Here is a 3,944-nt window from a genome sequence, read left to right on the forward strand (position 1 = left end):
CGCCGGCCGGAGCCTCGTACGCCCTCGTCAACACCGGCTCCCTCGCGGCGGCCGTCGAGTCCAACTCCAGCTACGACAAGCCCTCGGGCGCCACCGGCGGCGACGACGCCCGCTTCTGGCACCAGGCCCGCAAGGCCGACGACGGCAGCGTCCGGGTCGGGGTGTGGTCCGGCCAGTGGACCTACCGGGGCGAGGGCGCGCCGAAGCCGGAGAGCGGGGCGAACCTGCCCTGGGCGAAGGTCGTCGTCACGCCCGACGCCAACGGCGACAAGACCGTCGACTGGCAGGACGGCGCGGTGGCCTTCCGGTCCATCGGCGTCAAGGCGCCGGGCTCCGAGGAGACCGCCGACCGGGTCGTCACCCACATCCCGTTCAACTTCGCCAGCCAGGCCACCCACCCCTTCCTGCGCACCCTCGACGACGTCAAGCGGATCTCGCTGGCGACGGACGGGCTGGGCCAGCTCGCCCTGCTGAAGGGCTACGGCTCGGAGGGCCACGACTCCGCCCACCCCGACTACGGCGGCAACTACAACAAGCGGGCCGGCGGGCTGAAGGACCTGAACAGACTGCTGAAGGGCGGCGAGAAGTGGGGCGCCACCTTCGGCGTCCACGTCAACGCCACCGAGGCCTACCCCGAGGCCAAGGCCTTCGACGAGGAGCTCGTCGACAAGAACGCCCCGGGCTGGAACTGGCTCAATCAGAGCTACTACATCGACCAGCGCCGCGACATCAACAGCGGCGACCTCGCCGAGCGCTTCCAGCAGCTGCGCGACGAGACCGACGACAACCTCGCCTTCCTCTACATCGACGTCTACTACTCGCACGGCTGGATCGCGGACAAGACCCTGCGCGCCGTGCAGGAGCAGGGCTGGAAGGTCGGCACCGAATGGGCCGACAAGTTCGAGCGCGGCTCCCTCTGGTCGCACTGGGCCAACGACCTCGACTACGGCGGCGCCACCAACAAGGGCCTGAACTCCAAGATCATCCGGTTCATCCGCAACAGCGAGAAGGACGTCTGGAACAACGACCCGGTCCTCGGCCAGAGCGCCCTCGTCGACTTCGAGGGCTGGACCGGCGAGACCGACTGGAACGCCTTCACCGCCAACATCTGGAAGCGCAACCTCCCGGCCAAGTACCTCCAGCAGCAGCAGATCACCCGCTGGGACGGTGACGACGTCACCCTCACCGGCGGCGTGCGGGGCACCGTCGAGAACGGGGAGAGGACCTTCTACGACCACGGACGCAAGGTCCTCGCCGGCGGTGACTACCTGCTGCCCTGGGACGGCGGCAAGAAGCTGTACCACTACAGCGAGGACGGCGGCACCAGCAGCTGGACGGTGCCCGGCAAGGGCGCGTACACCGTCTACGAGCTGACCGACAACGGCCGGAAGAAGACCGGCACCGTCCGCCCCGTGAACGGGAAGATCACCCTCAAGGCCGCCGCGGGACAGCCGTACGTCCTCTACCCGGCCGCGGCCCCGAAGGCCGCCGACCCGAAGTGGGGCGAGGGCACCCCGGTCGAGGACCCCGGCTTCAACGACGCGAAGCTCGGCGCCTGGTCGAAGACCGGCACCGTCACCCGCGACACCGACGGCCAGGGGCGCAACAGCGCGAAGCTCTCCGGGACCGGCAAGGCGGCGCTCTCGCAGAAGATCACCGGTCTGAAGCCGGGCGCCCGCTACACCGCCTCCGCGCTCGTCGAGGTCCAGCCGGGCGAGACCCGGCACACCACCCTGTCGGCAGGCGGCAGGACCGTCTCGGTGGACCGGTCCACGGTCAAGGACCAGGTCGCCGCGTCCGACTGGCACGGCACCTACTTCCAGCGCGCCAAGGTCACCTTCACGGCCCCCGCGAACGGCCGCACCACCCTGCGCGTCGAGGCGGCGAAAGGCAGCGGCGCCACCGTGCGGGCCGACGACGTGCGGATCGTCGCCAACGCCCCCACGGTGAAGCGGAACACCGTCGTGTACGAGGACTTCGAGGACGTCGACCAGGGCTGGGGACCCTTCCTGAAGGGCGACGCGGGCGGCTCCACCGACCCCCGCACCAGCATCTCCCAGCTGCACGCCCCGTACACCCAGGCCGGCTGGAACGGGAAGCTCGTCGACGACGTGCTCGGCGGCAAGGAGTCCCTCAAGGCCCACGAGGAGAACACCGGGCTCGTCTACCGGACCGCGCCCTGGACCGTCCCGCTGGCCGAAGGCCACCGCTACCGGGTGGAGTTCGACTACCAGTCGAGCCACGCGGGGGCCTACGCCTGGGTCGACGGCTACGACCGGACCGGCGACGGCGCCACCCCGGCCTCCACGCAGACCCGGGCCACCCCGATCGGGCAGCAGCGCACGACAGGGCACTTCACCGAGACCCTCACCGCCGGCTGCGGTGACACCTGGACCGGGCTGCGCAAGCTCGGTGGCGCTCCCGAGGGCGCCGACTTCGTCCTCGACGCGTTCACCGTGACCGACCTCGGTCCCGCTCCGGCCGCCGAGCGGGCCGCCTGCGCCACGCTGTCCCTGGCGGCCGGATCGCAGGCGCTGGAGCCCGGTACCGCCCACGAGGTGAAGGCCGCCTTCACCAACCACGAGACGGCCCCGGTGACCGGCGTCGGACTGGACCTGGACGTCCCGGAGGGCTGGACCGCGAAGCCCGTCGGCCCCGTCACCTTCGACTCGGTCGCCCCCGGCGCCGAGGCCACCGCCACCTGGCAGGTCACGCCCCCGGTGGACGCCGTGTACCAGGCGTACGGCCTCACGGCCACCGGCGCGTACACGGTGGGGGGCACCGCACGCACCCTGGAGGCGCGCGGCACCGTCCGGACCCTGCCCCCGCCGCCCACCACCGACAGCTGGGCCAGTGACCTGGACTGGACGTCGGCCGAGAACGGCTGGGGGCCGGTCGAGCGGGACCGTTCCAACGGCGAGGCCGGCAGCGGCGACGGCACCCCGCTGAAGATCGGGGGCGTCGGCTACGAGAAGGGGCTGGGCACCCACGCCCCGGCGAAGGTCCGCTACTACCTGGGCGGACGGTGCACCTCCTTCACCGCCGAGGTGGGGGTGGACGACGCCCAGGCGTCACGCGGTACGGTGCGGTTCTCCGTCGAGGCCGACGGGGCGCAGAAGGCGGCGTCCCCGGTGCTGACGGCGGCCGACCCGGCGTACGCGCTCGACGCGGACGTCACCGGCGCGAAGTACGTCGACCTGGTCGTCGGGGACGGCGGCGACGGCAACGGCAACGACCACGCGGACTGGGGCGCGGCACGCTTCCACTGCGGGGGATGACCCGTCCGCAGGCTCACGGGGCGGTGCCGCCGGCGGCACCGCCCCGTGAGCCTGCGGACGGGTCATCCCCCGCAGTGGAAGCGTGCCGCGCCCCAGTCCGCGTGGTCGTTGCCGTTGCCGTCGCCGCCGTCCCCGACGACCAGGTCGACGTACTTCGCGCCGGTGACGTCCGCGTCGAGCGCGTACGCCGGGTCGGCCGCCGTCAGCACCGGGGACGCCGCCTTCTGCGCCCCGTCGGCCTCGACGGAGAACCGCACCGTACCGCGTGACGCCTGGGCGTCGTCCACCCCCACCTCGGCGGTGAAGGAGGTGCACCGTCCGCCCAGGTAGTAGCGGACCTTCGCCGGGGCGTGGGTGCCCAGCCCCTTCTCGTAGCCGACGCCCCCGATCTTCAGCGGGGTGCCGTCGCCGCTGCCGGCCTCGCCGTTGGAACGGTCCCGCTCGACCGGCCCCCAGCCGTTCTCGGCCGACGTCCAGTCCAGGTCACTGGCCCAGCTGTCGGTGGTGGGCGGCGGGGGCAGGGTCCGGACGGTGCCGCGCGCCTCCAGGGTGCGTGCGGTGCCCCCCACCGTGTACGCGCCGGTGGCCGTGAGGCCGTACGCCTGGTACACGGCGTCCACCGGGGGCGTGACCTGCCAGGTGGCGGTGGCCTCGGCGCCGGGGGCG

At 72.6% G+C, this 3,944-nt stretch carries 2 protein-coding genes; one reads left to right on the forward strand and one right to left on the reverse strand.

The annotated features are described in order from the left end of the window. The coding region (locus tag IH13_RS0124210; RefSeq protein ID WP_031087793.1) for an endo-alpha-N-acetylgalactosaminidase family protein at positions 1 to 3,278 on the forward strand (3,278 nt) is incomplete at its 5' end. Positions 3,279 to 3,340: 62 nt separating this feature from the next. On the opposite strand, the gene IH13_RS0124215 is transcribed toward IH13_RS0124210, so the two are convergent. Beyond that, a partial coding sequence (locus IH13_RS0124215) for an NPCBM/NEW2 domain-containing protein (protein ID WP_031087795.1) occupies positions 3,341 to 3,944 on the reverse strand: 604 nt, incomplete at its 5' end.

The sequence above is a fragment of the Streptomyces sp. NRRL WC-3549 genome, assembly GCF_000721935.1.
Lineage (GTDB): Bacteria > Actinomycetota > Actinomycetes > Streptomycetales > Streptomycetaceae > Streptomyces.